General features: G+C 58.4%; 23 protein-coding genes. 12 read left to right on the top strand and 11 right to left on the bottom strand.

What is annotated here, in order from left to right; all coding sequences use genetic code 11:
* Positions 1 to 14 precede the first annotated feature (14 nt).
* Positions 15 to 1,571: a 2-isopropylmalate synthase gene (locus RBB49_RS11510; RefSeq protein ID WP_306142931.1), complete on the bottom strand. Its 1,557-nt coding sequence runs from the start codon at positions 1,569 to 1,571 to the stop codon at positions 15 to 17.
* Positions 1,572 to 1,754: 183 nt separating this feature from the next.
* On the opposite strand from RBB49_RS11510, the gene RBB49_RS11505 reads away from it, so the two are divergent.
* From RBB49_RS11505 to RBB49_RS11490, 4 genes are all read left to right on the top strand, one after another.
* A complete protein-coding gene (locus RBB49_RS11505; RefSeq protein ID WP_306142930.1) occupies positions 1,755 to 1,883 on the top strand; it encodes a hypothetical protein in 129 nt (42 codons plus the stop codon).
* A 173-nt stretch (positions 1,884 to 2,056) separates the two neighbouring features.
* On the top strand, positions 2,057 to 2,923 hold the full coding sequence (locus tag RBB49_RS11500; RefSeq protein WP_306142928.1) for a delta-class carbonic anhydrase: 867 nt from the start codon (positions 2,057 to 2,059) through the stop codon (positions 2,921 to 2,923).
* Positions 2,924 to 3,066: 143 nt separating this feature from the next.
* A complete protein-coding gene (locus RBB49_RS11495; protein ID WP_306142927.1) occupies positions 3,067 to 3,189 on the top strand; it encodes a hypothetical protein in 123 nt (40 codons plus the stop codon).
* Between the two features lie 381 nt (positions 3,190 to 3,570).
* Positions 3,571 to 3,705, top strand: coding sequence for a hypothetical protein (locus RBB49_RS11490; protein ID WP_306142926.1), 135 nt, complete (start codon positions 3,571 to 3,573; stop codon positions 3,703 to 3,705).
* A gap of 147 nt (positions 3,706 to 3,852) precedes the next feature.
* Here RBB49_RS11490 and RBB49_RS11485 read toward each other — a convergent pair whose 3' ends face one another.
* Complete coding sequence (locus RBB49_RS11485; protein ID WP_306142925.1) at positions 3,853 to 4,035, bottom strand: hypothetical protein; 183 nt, start codon at positions 4,033 to 4,035, stop codon at positions 3,853 to 3,855.
* A 507-nt stretch (positions 4,036 to 4,542) separates the two neighbouring features.
* Between RBB49_RS11485 and RBB49_RS11480 the strand changes: the two genes are divergently transcribed.
* Positions 4,543 to 6,510: an AAA family ATPase gene (locus RBB49_RS11480; RefSeq protein WP_306142924.1), complete on the top strand. Its 1,968-nt coding sequence runs from the start codon at positions 4,543 to 4,545 to the stop codon at positions 6,508 to 6,510.
* Between the two features lie 109 nt (positions 6,511 to 6,619).
* Here the strand turns inward: RBB49_RS11480 and RBB49_RS11475 are convergent, their stop codons facing one another.
* The 4 genes from RBB49_RS11475 to RBB49_RS11460 all read right to left on the bottom strand — a co-directional run bounded on the left by RBB49_RS11475 (position 6,620) and on the right by RBB49_RS11460 (position 8,873).
* Entirely contained in the window at positions 6,620 to 7,009 is a 390-nt protein-coding gene (locus RBB49_RS11475) for a hypothetical protein (protein ID WP_306142923.1), read from the bottom strand.
* Between the two features lie 312 nt (positions 7,010 to 7,321).
* Entirely contained in the window at positions 7,322 to 8,038 is a 717-nt protein-coding gene (locus tag RBB49_RS11470; protein ID WP_306142922.1) for a DUF899 domain-containing protein, read from the bottom strand.
* Positions 8,039 to 8,061: 23 nt separating this feature from the next.
* Positions 8,062 to 8,553 carry an SRPBCC domain-containing protein gene (locus RBB49_RS11465; RefSeq protein ID WP_306142921.1) on the bottom strand — a complete coding sequence of 164 codons (492 nt, stop codon included), beginning with the start codon at positions 8,551 to 8,553 and terminating at the stop codon, positions 8,062 to 8,064.
* Positions 8,550 to 8,873, bottom strand: a complete 324-nt coding sequence (locus RBB49_RS11460; protein ID WP_306143111.1) for a helix-turn-helix transcriptional regulator — start codon at positions 8,871 to 8,873, stop codon at positions 8,550 to 8,552. The genes RBB49_RS11465 and RBB49_RS11460 overlap by 4 nt, the downstream gene beginning before the upstream one ends.
* 153 nt (positions 8,874 to 9,026) lie before the next feature.
* Here RBB49_RS11460 and RBB49_RS11455 point away from each other — a divergent pair, with 153 nt between their 5' ends.
* Together RBB49_RS11455 and RBB49_RS11450 are read left to right on the top strand one after the other, a co-directional pair.
* Positions 9,027 to 9,677 carry a glutathione S-transferase family protein gene (locus RBB49_RS11455; protein ID WP_306142920.1) on the top strand — a complete coding sequence of 217 codons (651 nt, stop codon included), beginning with the start codon at positions 9,027 to 9,029 and terminating at the stop codon, positions 9,675 to 9,677.
* 136 nt (positions 9,678 to 9,813) lie between these two features.
* A complete protein-coding gene (locus RBB49_RS11450; protein ID WP_306142919.1) occupies positions 9,814 to 10,740 on the top strand; it encodes a DMT family transporter in 927 nt (308 codons plus the stop codon).
* Between the two features lie 8 nt (positions 10,741 to 10,748).
* On the opposite strand, the gene RBB49_RS11445 is transcribed toward RBB49_RS11450, so the two are convergent.
* The 4 genes from RBB49_RS11445 to RBB49_RS11430 form a co-directional block, all read right to left on the bottom strand.
* A complete protein-coding gene (locus RBB49_RS11445; RefSeq protein ID WP_306142918.1) occupies positions 10,749 to 11,660 on the bottom strand; it encodes a PhzF family phenazine biosynthesis protein in 912 nt (303 codons plus the stop codon).
* Positions 11,661 to 11,828: 168 nt separating this feature from the next.
* On the bottom strand, positions 11,829 to 12,980 hold the full coding sequence (locus RBB49_RS11440; protein ID WP_306142917.1) for a GNAT family N-acetyltransferase: 1,152 nt from the start codon (positions 12,978 to 12,980) through the stop codon (positions 11,829 to 11,831).
* 209 nt (positions 12,981 to 13,189) lie between these two features.
* The gene (locus RBB49_RS11435) at positions 13,190 to 13,312 is read right to left on the bottom strand and encodes a hypothetical protein (protein ID WP_306142916.1); all 123 of its coding nucleotides are present in this window, start codon (positions 13,310 to 13,312) and stop codon (positions 13,190 to 13,192) included.
* Between the two features lie 143 nt (positions 13,313 to 13,455).
* Entirely contained in the window at positions 13,456 to 14,358 is a 903-nt protein-coding gene (locus RBB49_RS11430; RefSeq protein ID WP_306142915.1) for a pirin family protein, read from the bottom strand.
* A gap of 411 nt (positions 14,359 to 14,769) precedes the next feature.
* Between RBB49_RS11430 and RBB49_RS11425 the strand changes: the two genes are divergently transcribed.
* The 5 genes from RBB49_RS11425 to RBB49_RS11405 all read left to right on the top strand — a co-directional run bounded on the left by RBB49_RS11425 (position 14,770) and on the right by RBB49_RS11405 (position 18,709).
* Positions 14,770 to 15,420: a pyridoxamine 5'-phosphate oxidase family protein gene (locus RBB49_RS11425; RefSeq protein WP_306142914.1), complete on the top strand. Its 651-nt coding sequence runs from the start codon at positions 14,770 to 14,772 to the stop codon at positions 15,418 to 15,420.
* A gap of 153 nt (positions 15,421 to 15,573) precedes the next feature.
* Positions 15,574 to 16,497, top strand: a complete 924-nt coding sequence (locus RBB49_RS11420) for an ABC transporter ATP-binding protein (protein WP_306143110.1) — start codon at positions 15,574 to 15,576, stop codon at positions 16,495 to 16,497.
* 6 nt (positions 16,498 to 16,503) lie between these two features.
* The gene (locus RBB49_RS11415) at positions 16,504 to 16,974 is read left to right on the top strand and encodes a GNAT family N-acetyltransferase (protein WP_306142913.1); all 471 of its coding nucleotides are present in this window, start codon (positions 16,504 to 16,506) and stop codon (positions 16,972 to 16,974) included.
* Positions 16,975 to 17,016: 42 nt separating this feature from the next.
* Positions 17,017 to 17,778 carry an ABC transporter permease gene (locus RBB49_RS11410; protein WP_306142912.1) on the top strand — a complete coding sequence of 254 codons (762 nt, stop codon included), beginning with the start codon at positions 17,017 to 17,019 and terminating at the stop codon, positions 17,776 to 17,778.
* Positions 17,779 to 17,809: 31 nt separating this feature from the next.
* Entirely contained in the window at positions 17,810 to 18,709 is a 900-nt protein-coding gene (locus tag RBB49_RS11405; RefSeq protein WP_306142911.1) for a D-alanyl-D-alanine carboxypeptidase family protein, read from the top strand.
* A gap of 21 nt (positions 18,710 to 18,730) precedes the next feature.
* On the opposite strand, the gene RBB49_RS11400 is transcribed toward RBB49_RS11405, so the two are convergent.
* Positions 18,731 to 19,888 (bottom strand): GGDEF domain-containing protein, encoded by a 1,158-nt coding sequence (locus tag RBB49_RS11400; RefSeq protein WP_306142910.1) that lies wholly within the window; start codon positions 19,886 to 19,888, stop codon positions 18,731 to 18,733.
* Between the last annotated feature and the right edge of the window lie 343 nt (positions 19,889 to 20,231).

The following is a 20,231-nucleotide window of genomic DNA, read 5'->3' as shown; positions in this document are numbered from 1 at the left end:
GTTGTGGCAAAGCCTCAGACGGCCTGCAGGGCTCCGGGGTTGCCGGTCTGCTGGCGCAGGGCCAGCTTGTTCATGGCAGATACATAGGCACGGGCCGAGGCGACGAGCGTGTCGGTGTCCGCGCCCTTGCCGGTTGCGATCCGGCCTTCGGCTTCCAGCCGCACGGAGACTTCCGCCTGTGCGTCCGTTCCTTCCGTCACCGCATGCACCTGGTAGAGGGACAGGGTCGCCTCGTGCGGCACGATCGCCTTGATCGCATTGAATGTGGCGTCCACGGGACCGTCGCCGGTGGCTTCCTTGGTGATGTGCTGGCCATTGACATCCATGGTCAGGATCGCCTTCTGCGGACCGCCGGTGCCGGCAATCACGGTCAGGGCAATAACCTTGGTGCTTTCGCCCAGGATGTTGATTTCATCTTCGACCAGCGCTTCGATGTCCTCGTCATAGACATGTTTCTTGCGGTCGGCGAGATCCTTGAAACGGCGGAATGCGTCCTGCAAGGCGTTGTCGCCCAGTTCGAAGCCCAGTTCGCGCAGTTTGTCGCGGAAGGCGTGGCGGCCGGAATGCTTGCCCATGACCAGCGAGGTCGCTTTGACGCCGACATCTTCCGGGCGCATGATCTCGTAGGTTTCGGCATTCTTCAGCATGCCGTCCTGGTGAATACCGCTCTCGTGGGCAAAGGCGTTCTTGCCGACGATCGCCTTGTTGTACTGGACGGCGAAGCCCGACGCCCCGGCGACCATCTTCGACGCGCGCACCATGAATTGCGGGTCGATCTGGGTCGTGTATTGCAGCACGTCTCCGCGCGTTCGGATCGCCATGACGATCTCTTCCAGGGCCGCATTGCCGGCACGCTCGCCCAGACCGTTGATGGTGCATTCGATCTGGCGCGCACCGCCGGCGACACCGGCCAGCGAGTTGGCAACCGCGAGGCCCAGATCATCGTGGCAGTGAACGGAGAAGACGGCCTGATCGCTGTTCGGCACGCGCTCACGGATTTCGGTGAACATGGCCTTGTATTCTTCAGGCGTTGCGTAACCGACCGTATCGGGCAGGTTGATCGTGGTCGCGCCGCACTTGATCGCAGCTTCCACGCAGCGGCACAGGTAATCGATCGGTGTGCGGGTGGCATCCATGGCGGACCACTCGACGTCATCGATCAGATTGCGGGACCGGGTCACGGTGTCCGTGATGATGTCCATCACTTCGTCCTGCGACTTGTTCATCTGGAACTTCAGATGGATCGGAGAGGTGGACACGAACGTGTGGATGCGGCCCTTGCCAGCGTGCTTGACGGCTTCACCGCATCGGTCGATATCGGCGTGGATGGCGCGCGCAAGACCTGCGATCACCGAGTTTTTCGAGCGCTTGGCGATTTCGCTCACGGCCTCGAAATCGCCGTTGGAGGCGATCGGAAATCCGGCTTCGATAATGTCCACGCCCATGTCGTCGAGGATCTCGGCGATCTGCAGCTTTTCCTCCAGTGTCATGGAGGCGCCGGGCGACTGCTCGCCGTCGCGCAAGGTTGTGTCGAAGATGCGGATATGGTCCGTCTCTTGGGTGGCAGTCATGTCGTTTCGTCCCTGGCTTGGATCGGCGGTTCTAAGGAACTGTGTCGGGTATGAACGCGGCGCGATCCGGAATTCGTAAGGTGGTGATTTGAAGTCTCTCCCCTAAGTGTCCGTTCCGCTCGTTCAAAACACGGATCAGCCGACGCTCAGGGGCATCTAAGAAGGAGGAGGTCGCCAAGTAGGATGAGGCCGCCGCGCTCTTTCAGCGCGTCGTCGCTAGAACCGGTGATGTCGCTTGCCGCGATCATGGGTCTCAACAGGGCCTTCGGTCTTTACAGCGTTTCAGCCACCAAGCCTGACGAAAAAGCGTGAGCAGGTGGTTAACGGGATCGTTCTTACGTCAGGACGGAGCGGGTTGCAAGACGTTATCGGTTTCAGCAAGCTGCGGGCTCCGTTTTTTACGGCGGAACGCAACTTGGCGATTGGAAATTCCGTCACTGTCATTTATGCTTAAGTTCGTGTGGGGGACATTGAAAGGTGTCCTAATGAAACTATCCCATGCCGCGGTGGCAGCGCTTTTTTCCGCGTGCGCCATCATCTCTGCTGCCGCAGCTTCTGAAAGCGGCGGCACGAAAACTCCCAATGAAGTCATTTCCAAGCAGCACCAGGCATTGGCCAAGAACACCGGCGGTGCCGGTTTCGGTCCCCAGTCTCCGCGCGATATCGAGGTTCTGGACGGAGCCAATCCGAGGATATTTGTCTCCGCGCCGCCCAGAGCTTACATGAACCTGTGCAACATCCACTTCCACGAAAATGCGGAACACCGGGGCGGCGAGTTCACGACCTATGCCGGCAATGGAGACGGGCATGGCTACGGGACAGGGTACAAATACAACGGCACTCTGTCCGACGCCGAACTTGCACCGCTGGACTACAAGGTCGGTGCGAGTGAGCACGGCGACCTGGAACCGGGCGACACGATTGAAGTTCATTTTGTCTTCACAACCGCCAAGGTTGAGCCGGGACCGACACTTGGCTCCTGCCTGAGCGAGGCCATCAAAAATCCGCAGTTGCGCGTTGAGGCCCAGGTCTTTGTCCTTGTCAACGATGACCGGGCACTCGATTTCGTCGATCTGACAAAAGTGGAGGTCGTCGGCGGCTTCCATCAGGCGACGAACATTCCGGCCAACACCGGTGCGCCGGTGCAATATGCCGGGTCAACGACGGGGCCGGGATACAATGAAAAAGGGTCTCCCTTCCAGGTGACATGGAGCGTGAGGCCCAAGGTTGCGAAAGTCTCCATTGCTTCCGTGGACTACTGGCTGAGCGGAAACATCTTCAACGAAGAGTACGCGCATGGCGTGAGAAATCTCGTGCGCAATCCGGACCTTCTCAGCGTGATCGAGAACTAGGTGATGGACTCATAAATGGGGCCGAAATGGTTTGAGGCGACTTGCTTATCGTCAGGGAGCGGAAGCGCAGGAAATGTGGTTCATTTTCAAGCCTTTCGCAACGCGGAGGAGGAGCAAGCCGGTCAAATCCGAAGGACATGGAAATGGCTTCACCCCGTGGCGTCAGCGTGCTTGACCGGGCAGGAAGCCCGCTCCGCACACTCTTCCTGACGGGATTTCGCCATTTCGCATGCCATTTCAATCTCATTTATGGGTCCATCACCTAGACCGGTTTTTCAAGGCGTCGCGATTTTGCTCTTCCGCGCGAAACCGCGACGCCCAAGACGGACACGCGGGGGTTCTGCGTTCTGGTGGCGGGGCGGAACCGGACGAGCTTTCATTGAAAGGCTTTCAGGACATGAAAGTGTTGGCCATTCGCTGCCGGCTGAAGCAGGAAACGTGCGCGGACAAGGGAGCCGGAAAAGGTGTCTCATTGCGAAAACAACATGGGCAGCCTGATCGCGCTCTTGGTCCGTAGTTGGGCGGCAATCAACGAATTGCTCTGCTGACTCATTGAAAAAATTTAATGAATTTCGTTAACCGTCAAATATTGAAACTCTTGCTAAGGTGCACTATGTGCACTATTGTTGAGTGCAAGGAGGAAAATAATGAATTTACACACAGCACACTGCCTGCTTGTCCGCGATGGCCTGACCTACAATCGGTCGCGTCTCAGCTGGCTCCCATCGAAGCTTTATCGCTCGTTCCGCGATGCCAACAAGTACCTGCGCGGTTCGCGCTAGGGTCCTCAGGCGGATCTGAGCGTCTGGTCTAACCCTGCGTTCAGCTCAAGAAAAAAGCCCGCCGGTTTGGCGGGCTTTTCTGTTTTTGTCGAACTGCGATGTTCCCTTCTGAATTGCGGGAACCGGGTTCGGTCTCCTCTTGCGAGGCTATGCCTGAATGTCGACCGTCTGGCCAAGACCCGGGGCTGGTGCCGCCGGGGTGCTGGAGGCCGCGGACGCCTCGCTTTCTGGTGTTTCGGTCTGACCCGGTGCGGTCGGGTTTGACGTGTAAGCTTCCGATTTCAATGCCTGTGTGCTGGCCGGTACTGCACCTGCTGGTCCAACATCCATGACCTTCTCCTTTTATCCATTCCATACCATTGGATCGTGCGAAGGTGGCCGGGGAAGCTTAATGGGCGCTGAAGCTTTTCACGCGCATTACAAGACGTGAACGCGAATTCAATTCAGGTGATCGCCAGCGCTCAGCAACCGGGTTCCAGTTTTCCGCTGTTCTTCCAATCAAAACCCGTCTGAGGCGTTGTTGTCCTTCTGCAACAGTGCATCCTCTTTACATCATATTTTGCAAATCCCGGTTGCAATCGGGCGATGGCAGACTTAAACACGCGCATTCCGCGCCGCAAACCGGCGCAACAAGGAGAGATCCATTGCTGGACAAAGACACCCTACCGGGTCTGTGTTTCGTCGCACTCCAGCCTCAGCCCTAAGCACATCCCATGTGCCGCGGTCGAGGCAGGATCCACGACGACCGCGCAACCCTTCGAAAACTGAAGACGTAAACGGGCTCTTGCACGTGGCGGAACTGCTTTGTGCCGGCCCGGATCGGGACATGGGACACTCATGAACGAATATCAGCTGGTGAAGGCCATGCTGCTCCACCTGAGCCGCGGGCTTTCCGACGATGCTCCTTTGGCGAAGGCGCTGAAGGACTGGGCGCTTGACAATCTTGCCTGGCTTGACCTGGGCATTCGCAAAAAGGATGCGACCGACTGGGACAGCCTGAAGCTGGCGCTTGAGCGCTGGCGGCTGCCTGAATCACCCGAACCATATGTCATGGAGATCGCGGACACGCTCGCAGAATTGCTTGGCCTGGACATCGCCAACAGCACCCTGCTGGCGTTGCTCATCGGTTGCGACCGGTTGCCGAAACTGCAACGGCTTACGGAGGTTGCGACCGGCCGGGGGATCGACCTGCCGGTCCTCCTTGCCGAGTTGTGCGGTGTTTCGGCCCACGATGCCTTGCGCTTTGTCAGGCGCAGTCCGGTGTTTCGTCTGGGTCTGATCGGGTTTCGAGCCTATCGCGGCGGTACGGTGGCCGTGGATATCAAATGGACGCTTGAGACGCTGCTCGACCGCGCTCCGAGCCAGGGGCAGGAATTTGTCGACGCTCTGATCGGCCCTCGTCATGAGACAGGTATGTCCTTACCGGATTTCGCTGAAGTCAAGGATGCGCGTTTCCTTGTGCACCTGCTGGCCGGTGCGGTCAGGGAGCAGGCTATTGGTGTCAATATTCTGGTCTACGGACCGCCCGGGACTGGAAAAACGGAACTGGCGCGCGTCCTTTGCCGCGAAGCCGGGTTGCGTCTTCATGCCGTCGGGGAGGTTGACGAAGACGGAGACGAGCCGACGCGCCAGGATCGCGTCAGCGCGCTGATGCTTGCGCAGCGTGTTCTTGGCGACAAGAGGGAAGCCGTCATCCTGTTTGACGAAATGGAGGACTTCATTGGCAACAGCCAGCGCAGCGCAGGAGACTGGATGACACGCCGGGACGGCAGCAAGGTCTTCGTCAATCGCATGCTTGAAAACAATCTTGTGCCGGTCATCTGGACAACCAATGCAATCGGCAACATGGATGACGCGATCATTCGCAGGATGAGCTACGTTCTGGAACTGGATTATCCTTCCCGCAAGGCACGGCAGCGCATTGCAGAGACTATCTGCAATACTGAAAAGGTCCGTTTTTCCAAAGAGCTATCAACGCTTGTCGATGCGGCATCTGAAACCACGACCGTCTTGCGCAATGCCGCAAGGGCGTCGAGGATCGCGGCTCACGGCGACCATGTGGAACAGGCGGCGGCCGTGCTTGTCAAAACGCTGCGGGGCGGAGAACTGCCGGATCAGACAGCGTTGGAAATCGATCTGGATCTTTACAACACCGAGCCTCGTTTGAGCACTGTTCTGGAGAATGTCGCCCAAGGAGGACACAGCGATGTGTCGCTGTTGCTCAGCGGGCCTCCGGGAACCGGCAAGACGGCGTTCGCACATCATTTTGCGCGCCGCCTCGACAAACCGCTTCTGACCAAACGTGCATCAGATCTCCTGTCCAAGTGGGTTGGCGGTACAGAACGCAACATTGCCGAAGCCTTCAACGAGGCCCGGCAGGAGCAGGGTGTGCTGTTTTTTGACGAGGCGGACAGCCTGATGTTCGACCGCAGCACGGCGCAGAGAAACTGGGAAGCCGGTCAGGTCAACGAGTTGCTGTCCTGGCTCGATCGTCACGACCAGCCTGTTCTGGCGGCAACCAACTTTGCGTCAAAACTGGATCCGGCGACGCTGAGACGGTTCGATTTCAAGCTGGAATTGAAACCTTTGGACCAGGTGGGTCTGTCTCATGCCTTCGCGAAGTTCTTTGGGGGAGAGTTGCCCGCTGACGTGGCGCGATTGCGCAATCTGACGCCGGGAGACTTCGCTGTTGTGAGAAAACAGCTGCGGTTCTGCGACAATCCCACTGTTCAGCAGATTGCAACAGCGTTGCAAAGGGAAGCCGGTCTGAAGCCAGACGCTCCGATGGCGATCGGGTTCGTTTAAGGGGTTGGTGACCAGGCGGGGACTTTATGCCGGCTTCCAGCCTGGCGGCCATGTCAGTTTGCAAAAGGTCTGCCGCTGCAGTGTCCTGTGGGAAAGGGGTACAAAAGGCCTACTGATCGCAAGGGTGGGCGCTTTCGATGCGGCACGACTTCAGCATGAGGACGTGGTTGCCCCGTACGCCACCCCATCCGTCACCCGCGATAACGTGAACGCAGAGACCGGGGCGTGGTTCGATGTACTTCAGGTTTTCAATTTCACATTCCACCGAGAGCGTACCTGTCCCGGTGCTCAGATCGAACACATGAACACCGGGCTGCTTTGGCAGACCGGTTGATTCATAGTGAAAACAGAAGCCCTTCGCTTCGCGGTTCATGATCGCCTCAACATCGTTCCAGCTGTTGTAAACCTTCAGACACCGGAAATCGTGGCTGATGTCATCTGCATGGGCTTGGATTGAAGACAGAAGCAGCAGCGGAGCAAACAAAAGAAGAATTTTCATACCACGAAGTTCAAGCAGTTGACGTTGACCGTTTCCGGGTTGAGCTGGTCGAGAACCACTGTCCCTGAGTTTCCCAATGGACAACAGATCGCATCGACGAATGAAAATGGCTGATTTGCGGTCTCGAAGGCCTCACCATACCAGGTAGCGTAGGGGACCTTTGCCGTCAGGCCAACCTCTCGATATTGAACCGTGTCGTTGCTGCTGGGAACGAGCTGCGTTGAAACATGCCTGACTGTTCGTGGAAAGGCGGCCGCGGTTGAGCGCGGCGCGCTGTCTTTTGGCGGGAAAAGGCAGGGGGCAGGAACGCAGTCAGGCGTCGACGACGCCGTACCTGTCACGCCGCCGTACCCACGCCTGGGGGTAGGGTAGATCGTCTTCCTGTCGGCCCATCGGCGTCAGGTCCAGGATATTGTAGGCCATGTTCAGGATGTCGAGGCCCCGGCCGTAGGTGGAATAGCTGTGGCCGACACGGCCGTCCTCCAGCTTCAGGAACGTGCTGACGCCGGGCAATTCCTCCGAAAAGACGGTATCGCTGCCGCTATAGTTGTAGCCCCTGCCGGTTGGATCCTTCTTGTCGGGGAAGGTGACGCCGAAATCGACACCGAAGCCGTTCCCGGCGGTCGAGACCCATTCAAAGGTCCAGCCCATGCGGTTCTTGTAGGCCTGCAGTGTTTCCAGCGGTGCATTCGAGACTGCGATCAGTCTCGTGTCGCGAGCGGCCAGATGTGTGTCGAGGCGATCGTAATTGTCTGCCCAGAAGGAACAGCTCGGGCATCCTTCCTGCCAGGTCTCGCCGAACATGAAATGATAGACGGCAAGCTGCGGGTGCGGTCCGAAAAGCTCGGCGAGGGTCTTCTTTCCGTTCACCGTATCGAAGACATAGTCTTTTTCCACCAGAACCAGTGGCAGATCCCGGCGGGCCGCGGACAGGGCGTCGCGCTCCCGGGTGAAGGCCTTTTCCTTTTCAAGCAGCGCCTTGCGGGCGTCCAGCCAGTCTTCGCGGCTGACAAATTGCGGGCGTGTCATGTCGTTCTCCCAGGCAATTGTTGTTAGGTGATCGTGATTTCGGCAAGCCGCTTGAAGCAGCCGTCCCAACCGCCTCCGACACCGCGGCGGGCATCCTCGGTCTTGATGGCTTCATGGCGAAGCTTCACTTCGGTCGCCTTGCCGGCCTCGGTGAATGTGATCGCCACCTGAGAGGTGTCCGTCGCCTCCCGCGTACCGTCAGCGAATTGCTGAACGTGCCGCCAGCTGAATTCGAGCCTCTTCGGCGCATCGATGGCCAGGTATTCGCCCTCGAAGTGAATCTGCTTTTCCTGTGTTTTCTCAATGACGAAGCACCACTTGCCGCCGACCTTGAGGTCGATATCGACCGAGACAAGGCCGCCCGATTTCGGCACGAACCAGCTCTGCACCTCTTCGGGTTCGGTGAAGGCGCGGAAGACGCGCGCGGGGGCTGCCCGGAACAGGCCCTCCACAATGACGGGCTCCTGGCCCGGTTCCGATTTGAGAAACTGATTGTCGACTTCCTGAACGCTCATTTCTCGTTCTCCTCTTTGGCAAGGTGACGGGCCAGGGCGTCGAACCGGTCGATCCAGAAGGATTCGTACTTGCTCAACCAGTCGACGGCTTCCTTGATCGGTGCACCGCGCAAGCGGCAATGGCGGGTGCGGCCCCGTTTTTCGATGTCGACCAGGCCGGCATCGGACAGGACCCTGAGATGTTTGGACACGGCCGTCAGCGACATGTCGAAAGGTGCGGCAAGATCCGACAACGTGGTCTCGCCATCTGCGAGGCGGGCGACAATGGCGCGCCGCGTCCCGTCGCTCAAGGCTGAAAATGTAGCGTCCAGTTGGGCCATTTGCTGCACTGTCATAAAGTTAACCTTTTGGTTGACTATCATCGAATTCCATTATAGTCAACTGAATGGTTGAGTAAAGTCGCCGTGCAGGTGAGCCGCTCGACGGGGCCGGACGGGATAGTCCTGAAACCGGCATGCACAGGAGCTGAAATCATGGAACTCTATCTGACCGACCTGTCTCCCAATTGCCGCCGCGTTCTGGCCGCGATCCACCATCTGGGACTGGACAGCGAAACTGAAATCCGGAATTTCAACCTCTTCGCCGGAGAGCATCAGACCGATGAATTCAAGGCGATCAATCCGAATGTGAAGGTGCCTGTTCTGGTCGATGGCGATTTCAAGCTCTGGGAAGCCAATCCGATCATGATCTATCTGTCGGACCGGCAGAATGCCGATACGTTCTGTCCGTCGGACAATGCGGCACGTATCGAGGTGCTGCGCTGGATGTCCTGGGAAGTGCAGCATTTCAACCGGGCGCTCGGCGAGATTGTCTGGGAAACCGTCGCCAAACAGGTGTTCGGCCTTGGTCCGGTCGATGAAGCAAAAGTGGCGTCCGGTCAGGAGAATTTCCGCCGCTTCGCAGCTGTTCTTGAAGATCATCTGGCTGATCGGGACTTCATTCTGGGAGACACGCCGACCGTTGCCGACTTTGCCGTCGGCAGTCACTCGGCCCTGGCCTTGCACCCGCAGTCCCAGGTGCCTCTGCTCGAGTTTCCCAAAGTGCTGGCGTGGCTGCAACGCATGGAGGCTTTGCCAGCCTGGGAAAAGACCGCGCCACAGGCACCGGCCGAAGCCGCGGAGTAGATCCTGCGCACAAGGACAATCGGACTGGCGGTGGCAAGGGTGCCTGTTGCCGCCAGCCGGAACGGCAAGTCGCGATGCCGCAAGCTCCGGCGGGCTACGTTGCCGCGCCGCAGCCAAGGCGCTACGATGGGCGTCGATGACGAAACCTTATGCAATCGCCCTGTTCTTTGGATTTGTTGCCGCTTTCCTGATGGGCGCGAATTCCGTCATTGTCAGGTATCTGACGGGCGATCTGCATGGGCTTCAGATCGCTGTCTTCAGGCTCTGGATTGCCTGTGGCGTCATCTTCGTGATGCTGAAACTCTCCGGCAGGCGCCTCAGCCTGTTTCAACCGGACCGCCATACGCTGCTTGCCAGCACCGGTTTCACGCTGAACTACATCACCTTTCACATCGGACTTGAACATACCAGCGCCACGAACGCGATGGTCCTGGAAAACACGGCACCGTTCTTCGTGCTGCTGTTCCTGGTCGTCGCCGGTGTCGAACGGGTGCGATGGTTCGATGTTCTGGCGACATGCCTGGCGCTGGCCGGCGTCTACCTGACCGTGCGCCACGATTTCGACGCAGGAGCGGGAGAGAGCCTCCTTGGCGATTTCTGGGAGTTGGGTGCGGGATTTTCCTGGGCGATATTCATCGTTGGAAGCGCGCAGGCGGTCAAGCAGACCCGCTCAACCATGGACCGGATGGAAGTCCTGTTGAAGATCCTTCTGCCAAGCGCTGTTGTCTTGTCACCCAGCCTGCTGCTTTATCCATTGGAGGCAAGCGCAACGGACGCGCTCCTGCTGGTTTTGCTCGGTGTCCTGTCCACGGCATTCGGATATTATCTGTGGTACGAGGCGATGGCGACGGTATCGACGGTGACCGCGGCGTTGCTCGCCGTGTTGTCGGTGGTCTTCACTTTCGTGATTGCCTATCTGGCACTCGGTGAAGAAATGACCCCGGACATCCTGATCGGCGGCGCGCTCATCATCGCCGGCGTGGTGCTGCCCGGTATCCTGAACGCGCGGCTGCAGCCCGAGACCACCAAAGACAGCACTGCCGCCAGCGAAAACCAGGACTGACCTATCCGTCAGACGAACAGTTCACCCCTTGCAACGAGCGTCGCCTGACCGCCGATGCGAACCGCGTGCATGCCGCCGTGCTCGATATCGATTTCCAGATCGATCAGGGAGGGCCGGCCCATTTCGAAGCCCTGTTCGATGCGAATGTGATGGGTGCCTTCGGTCAGGCCGTCATAAAAGTTTACGACGCCCGCGAAGGCCGCCGCGGCCGAGCCAGTGGCCGGATCTTCTGGAACGCCCATGTCGGGCGCAAACAGTCTGGCGTGAAAAGCACTGTCGTGTGACCGGGTTTCACGGCAGTAGATATAAGCGTGATTGTGATTGTCCTTGCCGAAGCCGGCTTTCCACATCGCGGCGACCGGCTTTGCCCTGGACAGGGCATCAAGGTCGCGCACGGGCACGAAATTGAACGGGGGCCCGACCTGAAACCGGGAGGGAGCGTGGTTCTCAAAGCCGATATCGGTCGGTTCAAGATCCAGTGCCGCCGCGATGAGTTCGACATTGTGAGTCGGCCCGGCCGGTTCCGGCAGGCTGGGCACATCGAATTCGGCGAAGCCGGCCGCATTCTGCTTCAGGATGACAGCGCAGCGCACGGCGCCTATCTTCTGCTTCAGAACAACGACTGAATCCTGTTCGCCGTCGACATCACCAAATCGTTCCTTTGCCAGGAGAATGGCAGTGCCGATCGTCGGGTGTCCTGCAAAGGGGAGCTCCATTTTGGGCGTGAAAATCCGCATGCTTGCCGACTGGCCAGGGTTATCGGGCGGAAACACGAAAACCGTTTCGGAAAGATTGAACTCTCCCGCGATCTTCTGCATCTGCTCATCGCTCAGATCTTCGCTGTCCAAAACCACCGCAAGCGGATTTCCGGCCAGAAGTGTGTTTGTGAAGACATCCAAGATCGCGTAGCGGCGGCCCATATTCCGTTCTCCCTGGAGAATTACCTGCCCTCTCATATCGGGTCGAGCGGACTTTTGCATGTCTGGCCGGGTCCCGCCAGCCCCCACAGCCTGTTCTTGGTGAACAAACCATTGACTGTCCACCGGGGGCCGCGTTCTGTGACCTTGCCCCGGCGTTGAACGACCGGATCACTGCAGCAGGTAATGCGCAATTTCACGAGCGAAGGGGACGATTGCCGGGTCTTGGAGATCGTCACGCGAGCGGATAATGCGGATATCGGACAGTTCCTTTTCTTCCGATGCAGCCGAATGCGCCAGAATGGCCTCGCGCAGCGCAGCGGCCTCGTCGTCGCAGTCGAACACCCTGGCGATAGAAATGCGCGGTCCATCGAAGGTGGCAAGCAATGCGGCCTTCTTCATCGCGGCCCCGCACAATCCCGTCTCTTCGGCAAGCTCCCGGTCAATTGCCCGGATCACGTCAACCGTGCCATCCGGCATGACGTCGTTCAGATCGAGGTTCCCGCCTGGCGGATAGATCATGCCGCCCGTTGCCGTATGAGGTCCCATGACACCGTAGAGCAGAGCACCGTCGCCGCTCCTGATGATGGCAGACCCGAACAGGTTGAAGGCAGTGGCATCCGGAGCTCCCCAATCCCGCCAGGCAAGGTGAGCGGCGTAGGAGCTTTCGGAACAGGAGCCTTCGAAAATCCCGTCCTGAAAGGCATAGTGCGTGAGTTTCAGCGTCCGGCCGTTCCACAACAGCGCGATGCGCTTTTGTGCCTCTTCGAAATGCGCGGCGATTTCGGTCGCATTTTCCGTTTCGAAGCGCCAGGGCCGGTCCGTGACCCTGAGATCAATGCGTTTGAGTTCGTGCACGCAGGCCGGAAGCCGTTTTTCCATGAGCGGAATATGCCTTCCCGGCGACATCTCGCTTGGGCGGGTGGCATAGGTTTGAAAGCCGTGTTTCTCATAGAAGTCGCCCGCATGGGCATCCGCCTCCAGACGAAGGCGTGTGAGTTGCAGTTGCCTGGCAGCGTCCTCGGCGCGTTTCACCAAAAGGCTGCCGATCCCCTTTCCGTGCATGCCGGGGTCGACGAACAGGAAGTCGACGAGAAGGGTTTCCCTGTCGTCCGGCACAACGCCCAGGAACCCAATCGGAACCCCTTGCGTCTCCGCGACTGTCATTTCAATCGACCGGATCGTTGTTTCGCTTATGCCCCAGGCGTCCATGAACTCCGTCATCTTGTCCTCCGGATATCCCCATGAGGCCTTTGCGCGGTGGAGGATGTCGGTGAGGGCGGGGGCGTCTTCGAGCGTGGCAGGTCTGAGTTTGAGAGGCATGGGCATCCGGTCTTTATCGTGCCGGAGAGCCCTAGCCAGTGATTGTGAAGGTTGCAAGGCAGTGCGGCGCCCGGGAACGCGAAGTGCAGGTGCCGAAGACCAATGTCGTGAAAGTTCCTGGCCGTTCGCATGAAACAGATCGAGCGGGATATCCAGGATCTCCCGCCAATTCACTCCCTGTCGATCAGCGAATGCGAACGGCGCGAATACTAGGTGATGGACCCATAAATGAGACAGAAATGGCCTGCGAAATGGCGAAAGCCCGTCAGGAAGGGTGTGCGGAGCGGGCTTCCTGCCCGGTCAAGCACGCTGACGCCACGGGGTGAAGCCATTTCCATGTCCTTCGGATTTGACCGGCTTGCGCCTCCTCCGCGTTGCGAAAGGCTTGAAAATGAAGCACATTTCCTGCGCTTCCGCGCCTTGATGAGAAGCAAGCCACCTCAAACCATTTCGGCCTCATTTATGGGTCCGTCACCTAGCGGATAAAGGTGCCGTTCTGCAGTTCCGTCACGGCCTGCACGAGTTCGTCGCGCGTGTTCATGACAATCGGTCCATGCCAGGCGACCGGTTCTTTGATGGGCGCGCCCGAGACCAGCAGAAAGCGGATGCCTTCGTCGCCCGCCTGAACGACGATCTCGTCACCGGTCCCGAAAATGACGAGGGTCCGGTCACCGGTCTGGTCCCGTATCTTGAGTTCCTCACCGCCGAATTCCTTTTCGGTCAGGACACCGAACGGGTCGGATGCACCTTCGAATGTGCCGGACCCTTCGAAAACATAAGCGAAAGTCTGTTTGTAGGTGTCGACCTTGAGGCGTTTCTTCTGGCCGGCGGGCACGTGAATGTCGAGATACTGGGGTTCAGCCGCGATGCCGTCGACCGGGCCGCGCTTGCCCCAGAATTCGCCGCAGATGATCCGCGCGGAGGTGCCGTCATCCTCTGTCACAACCGGGATTTCACCCGAGGTCACATCCTGGTAGCGCGGTTCCGTCATTTTCAGCGAGGAGGGCAGGTTCGCCCAGAGTTGAAAGCCGTGCATACGGCCTTCAGCATCTCCCTTGGGCATTTCCTGGTGCATGATGCCGCGTCCGGCGGTCATCCACTGAACGTCTCCGGCACCAAGGTCTCCCTTGTTGCCCAGGCTGTCTCCGTGTTCCACGGTGCCTGCAAGGACGTAGGTTATCGTCTCGATACCGCGGTGGGGGTGCCATGGAAAGCCGGCCAGGTAGTCTTCCGGCCGGTCGTTGCGGAAGTCGTCCAGAAGCAGGAACGGGTCCAGCATTTCAGGGTCCTGGAAGCCGAACACGCGCTCGAGTTTGACGCCGGCACCTTCAAGCGTCGGCTGTGTGGCTCCGATATGTGTGACCGGACGAATGGACATCGCTCTTGTTCCTGCTTCGGGCGGGCCTGCTGCAAGCGGGCCTCTCGTGGGTCTGTGTCAGTCCCAAGATAGCGTGGATACGCCGGAAACCCAGCCTCGTGCGGGAAGACGCACTGTTTCCGGAGCAGAAACAGTGCCGCTGAAACGCGCGCCCGATCTGTCCAGCACCTTTCTGAAACGTCGGCAGCCTTAAAAAGCTTGCCCCTGGTCGAGAACATCTGTTTTTTGGACCGGAAACAAATTTGAGGTGCGTACCTCAAAGATGCGTTATACATTGCTCATCACCAATTGACCCGAAGGAGGCGAGGCAATCGGAAGGTGCCAGGGGGGCGTGCAATGAAGGCCGACACCTTGTGTTCCGCTTGCCTTGCCCAGGGTCTGCAAGTTGGATGAAGTTGACGAGGTGCGGAAATGACGGGGTTCGAGACCAGACCGGAATACGTGATCAGCGATGAGACGGCGCTGAGAGACCTGTTCCCGCCGACCCACGAGCTGGCGGCGAAAAAATGCCTGACGAAGCTCGACAGGCATGCCCGGGAGTTCATCGAACGCGCGCCTTTTCTATGTCTTGGAACCCAGAATGCGAACGGCAAGGCGGATGTCAGCCCGCGCGGTGACCCGCCGGGTTTCGTCAGGATAATTGACCAGGAGACGCTTGCTGTTCCCGACCGTCCGGGCAACAACCGCCTCGACAGTCTGGTCAACATCGTTTCCAACCCGAGCGTCGGATTGCTCTTCCTCATTCCCGGGTTCGATGACACGTTGCGGGTCAACGGGCAGGCAACCCTGGTTGTCGATCCCGAGTTGCTGAAGGCCATGAGCATCAGCGGGCGCAGTCCGAAGGTTGCGATCGTCGTCAAGATCACCAGCGTCTTCATGCACTGTGCGAAAGCTTTCCGGCGGTCGCGTTTGTGGGACCCTGAATGCTTCCAGGATCGCGATGACATGCCCTCGCTGATGAAAATCATCAACGATCAGATAAACGAAACGCCCGTGAGCGAGGATGAGCTGAACGCGTTGGACCAGAAACTGGAAGAGAGTTACCGCAAGACGCTTTACTAGTTGGACTATCACCGCCGCTGACTTTTTGGGCCGGTCCCTTCCTGATCCAGCCACGGAACCTTGCATCTTGCAGGATTGCGGCCCACATGTTGCAATATCCGCACATTTGGCCGTCTGGTCAAAACTCCAATCATCATGTCAGCTCAGGTCTTCATGGCGCCCATTCTCACTGTCCGCGATCTGGAAAAGACCTACGAAGGCGGCTTCCAGGCTCTGAAATCCGTGTCGCTGGACATCCGGGAAGGGGAGGTTTTTGCGCTCCTTGGCCCCAACGGTGCGGGCAAGACAACCCTGATCAGCACCATTTGCGGTCTGGTGCGCCCAACCTCCGGGAGCATCACTGTCGGCGGACATGATGCGATTGCCGATTTTCGCGCCGCGCGGAGCCTGATCGGCCTGGTTCCGCAGGAAATGCCCACGGCACCTTTCGAGATTGTCGGCGATACGGTTGCCTTCAGCCGCGGGTTGTTCGGCATGCCGCCCGATCGCGCCTTCGTTGAACGCATCCTGAAAGATCTCACGCTCTGGGACAAACGGAAAAATCCCATCATGGCGCTCTCCGGCGGCATGAAACGGCGGCTGCTCGTTGCCAAGGCGCTGGCGCATGAGCCGAAGGTTCTCTTTCTCGATGAGCCAACTGCCGGTGTCGATGTGGAATTGCGTCACGACATGTGGCGTATCGTGACCGAGCTGAAGGAAAAAGGCGTCACCATCATTCTGACGACTCACTATATCGAGGAGGCGGAGGAGATGGCGGACAGGGTGGGTGTCATCAACAAGGGCGAGATCATCCTGGTGGAGGAAAAGGCGGAACTGATGCGCAAGCTCGGACGCAAACTCCTCACCCTCAATCTCTCAGAGCCCCTGAACGCGGTGCCCGAAAGTCTAGCGCGGCACAATCTCCAGCTTGCCGATGCCGGCTGCAAGCTGATCTATACCTACGACACGCACGCTGAAAGAACCGGCATCACTGCGCTTTTGAAGGATCTCGCAGAGGCCGGTGTCCGGTTTCAGGACCTGCAGACGGACCAGTCGTCGCTTGAAGACATATTCGTGGATTTGCTGAAGAAGGGTTGAACCGACATGACCAGAGATTTTGCCATTCGGCCCGCGCGCCAGGCCGACAAGAACGCTCTTACAGAGCTTTGCATGAGATCCAAGCAGTCCAACGGTTACGACGACACTTTCATGGAAGCCTGCACAGACGAACTTCGGGTACGCGACAGCTGGATATCGGAAGACGATTTCTGGGTCGCGGAGGCCGCTGACGGGTCGCTGGTCGGATGTATCCGGCTGTCTTCGGATATGGATTCCGGCGGTGAACTTGAAACCTGTTTCGTTGCACCGGACTACAAGGGCAAAGGGGTTGGACGGGCGCTGTTTCAGACGCTTGAATTCCAGGCCAGGAAGATCGGGCTGAGGCATATCGAACTGGATGCGGATCCGTTTGCAGAAGCGTTTTATGCGCGCATGGGGTTTGAAACAACGGGCCGTTCACCTTCCGGCTCCATTCCCGGCAGGACGCTGCCGAGAATGAGAATGGAACTTCGTTGAACAGCGGAAACGCCACAGACAGGAAAACAAAAGGGTGGGCGAATGAACCTGGGCGCAGTCCAAGCGATCTACATCTCTGAAATGGCACGCACTAAACGGACGCTGATGCAAAGCGTGATCTCGCCTGTCATCTCCACCGTGCTTTATTTTGTCGTTTTCGGTGCTGCGATCGGGTCGCGCATCTCGGAAGTTGACGGGGTCAGCTACGGGGCCTTCATCGTACCGGGGCTGATCATGCTCTCCCTGATGACACAGAGCCTGTCGAACGCTTCCTTCGGCATATATTTTCCGCGCTTCACCGGCACGATATTCGAGGTTCTGTCCGCACCGGTTTCCTACCTGGAAATCACGATCGCCTATGTCGGGGCAGCGGCCACGAAGTCCATTATTGTCGGTCTGATCATCCTGATAACGGCGAATTTCTTTGTCGACATTCAAATCCAGCACCCTATCTGGATGGCGACCTTTTTCATCCTGACGGCTGTCACCTTTGCCCTGCTCGGTTTCATCATCGGCATTTGGGCGGACAATTTCGAGAAATTGCAATTCGTTCCGCTGCTGATCGTGACGCCCCTGGCGTTTCTCGGCGGCAGTTTCTATTCCATCAACATGCTTCCGGAGATCTGGCAGAAAGTCACGCTGGTCAATCCGGTTGTTTATCTGATATCGGGTTTCCGCTGGAGTTTTTACGGTCAGGCGGATGTCAGTCTGTGGTTGTCGCTGGTTGCGACGATGCTGTTCCTGTTTGTTTCGCTGGCGATCGTTCACTGGATTTTCAAAACCGGGTACCGGCTGAAGGCCTGAATTCGGAGCCTGAGCAAGGGTGAGACCGTTTATGTTTCATAGGGATAAACTGACCAGAAAAGTCGGCGCAGTTCTCCTTGCTCTGATGCTTGCTGCCTGCCAGACCGCGCAAGCGCCTTCGCCGTCGGCATCTTCAGCCACCCCGTCTGCGGACACGTCCGTTCAAACTGCGTCGCTGCCGGCCACGGGGTATGCCCCGGCGACCGCGCAGGAGCGCGGCTTTTCGGCACTGGTTCTGAATGCGTCCACGGGCGAGCAGCTCTATGCCGTCGATGCCGATGCTGCGCGGTTCCCGGCTTCGCTTACCAAGATGATGACACTGTACCTCCTTTTCGAAGCGGTTGCGGAGGGGCGCTACAGTCTCTCGTCTCCATTGACCGTGAGCGAGAATGCGGCCTCGCAGCCACCGGCAAAGATCGGGTTGAAGGCCGGTACGACCATCTCGGTGCAACAGGCCGCGCGCGCTCTTTCCGTCAGATCCGCAAACGATGTCGGTGTGGCGGTTGCCGAGAACCTTGCCGGCAGCGAGGCGGCCTTCGCGCGCCAGATGACCCAGCAGGCACGCGCGCTCGGGCTCTCGCGGACCCGCTTCGTAAACGCAACGGGACTTCCTGACCCGGGCCAGGTGACCACCGCCCGCGACATGGCCAAGCTGGGGCTGGCGCTCAAGCGCCGTTTTCCGCAATACGCCAGCTATTACCGGGCAAAGTCGTTCACCTATAACGGCAGGACCTTCAAGGCGACCAACAATCTCCTGGGCAAGGTCTCCGGCGTTGATGGTCTGAAGACCGGCTATATCCGCATGTCCGGCTACAACCTCGTGGCAACGGCGCGGCGCGGTGGCAAGCAGCTGATCGTCGTGGTGATGGGGGGGCAAAGCGAAAGCGCCCGGGACAGGGAGGTCACCAGACTGATCGAGGCCTATTCGTAGCGGCCCGAGAAAAGGGAAACGTCAGCACCCGGCGGGCAGGTCTTTCGCGAAGGTGACGCAGTTGCGTCCGTTCTTCTTTGACCGGTAGAGGCTGTCGTCCACGGCCTGAAGCAGATCTTCCATCGCCATTTCGTTGCCGTTGCCGTGATAGATGCCCGTGGACGCGGTGATCCTGAAGTTCTCCGGAGCGAAATCAAACTCGATCCGGGAAATCAGCTGCCTGAGACGGTCGGCGACCTTGGCCGCGTTTTCCCGGGAGATGTCGGGCAGCAGAACGGCAAACTCCTCACCGCCAAGGCGGGCGAAACAATCGTCTTTCCTGAGCTGTGCCTTGACGGCCGCCACGATCTTGACCAGTGCCTGGTCGCCGGACAGATGTCCGAACGTGTCATTCACAAACTTGAAGTGGTCCAGGTCGAAGTTGAGCAGGCCGAACGTCTTTTCCGGCGGCGCGTGCAGCAGATCTTCCAGACGGGCCTGAAACTCGCGTCGGTTGTACGCACCTGTCAGGGGATCCCGTCTTGCAGCTTCCCTGTGCCGCTGGGCAACCTGCTCAAAGGAGAGGGCAGTCGAGAACGCGCCGGTCAGGCTGACGAAAAGCATTGCGCTCATCAGATGCAGGCCCTGCATGGTGTCGTTGATCATGCCGGGTCCTGCCGGGCCGTCGCCAACGAGACCGTGGAATACCCGCAGCCCGCCAACACCGGCGAGGAAGAAAAACGCCAGCACAAGCCCGATGACGGAAATCAGCCCGTGGAAGGTTTTCGACGTGTAGGCAACGATCGTGGCGATGCACAGGACAGTGAAGATGAAATTGCCGCCGACATAGGCGAGCGTGGCGTCCGACAGCACGAAGGCAAGCAGGCCCACGATCAGATAGGCCGCGGCCGGCGCGAATGCGTCGCTTAGCCTGTTCGGCAGCTTTGCAAGAACACGGGCGGCATAAAGATGAAAGCCGAACCCAAGCAGGAGCAGGGTGTTGGGCAGGATGTACGCAAAGAACTTCGGAAGAACGTTTTCAAAGGCGAAGCAGACAAGAGCGAGGACAAGAATACCGTTCGCGGCGGCCCAGCTGCGCCAGTGCACGCTCGGTGTGACGCGAAGCGACATCGCCTGAAAGGATATGGCAAAAATCAGCAGCAGAAGCAGATTTGCCGAAAAAAGCGTCAATAAATCCATGCAGACGCACTCCACACGCTACGCGTCGAAAACGACCAGTTGAGGCAGCCTAGTTTGAAATGTTTTTAGATGCTGTTAGGGCTGGTTAAGAGATTTTCATCAAATTGTAGGGGTGTGGATTTTAATAAAAACATATCCACCGGAAAGCGTGCAGACCCCCACACAGACATGCCTGCATTAAGAATTTCTGAATTCAATCTGCGAAACACGGACCTTTCGCGCAGTTTGTGAAAATTTTTCGAAAAAGTCGAAAAAAAAACAAAAGCAATCGGTCTGCCCAATGGTCAGCCCGTTGTTTTCGCACTGGACCCCTTCGAGCATATATGAAATTTTGCCAATCTGT

It is taken from the genome of Roseibium sp. MMSF_3412 (assembly GCF_030733265.1).
Taxonomy (GTDB): Bacteria; Pseudomonadota; Alphaproteobacteria; order Rhizobiales; family Stappiaceae; genus Roseibium.
This window is presented reverse-complemented; position numbering and strand designations above follow the sequence as displayed.